Origin of the sequence: Leptospira saintgironsiae (assembly GCF_002811765.1) — a bacterium.
Lineage (GTDB): Bacteria > Spirochaetota > Leptospiria > Leptospirales > Leptospiraceae > Leptospira_B > Leptospira_B saintgironsiae.
The window spans coordinates 1-507 of record NZ_NPDR01000041.1; the positions used below are offsets into that span (position 1 = coordinate 1).

Below are 507 nucleotides of genomic sequence, written 5' to 3' on the forward strand. Positions count from 1 at the left end.
ATGTCGCCTAAGACGACGACAGAATATTTAAATCCTTCCGGAGAAGTATTAGGGCATGATGCAGTTGTCCGTATAGCGGATAGATTTACTGATTCAGCGAAATCAGGAACAGATCTTGCGGAATATACAAAGAATGGCAAAGGGGCGCCATTAGATGCTTTGCCTGAGAGACGAGTTAAGGAGTTAACGGATCCGAATAACAAAAAGTTAACCTCAATCAAGGTAGATGGTCTTGCATATGATCGTGTAATAAAAGGCAATGAAGTAACTTTTGAGAGAACAGCGAACGGTGTAAGAGAAAGTATCTCGATCCTATCGGATGGATTATTGCATAAGACAGCAGTTAGATCGAACGGAGAAGTATTACCAGAAAAGTTCCTTAAGCCGAACGGGAAAGAAGAAGTAACCCCTGAGGTAAGGGAAAGGATTGCTGATGCAGGTAAGAAAGGTTCTGATCTCGCATTCTTGGATAATTCTAAGAAGGCTTCGGAAACGATTTCTCTTAAG

1 protein-coding gene is annotated in these 507 nt (G+C 41.6%); it reads left to right on the forward strand.

The annotated features are described in order from the left end of the window. Positions 1-507 (forward strand): hypothetical protein (locus tag CH362_RS19290; RefSeq protein ID WP_165780300.1); only part of this gene is annotated, 507 nt, incomplete at both ends.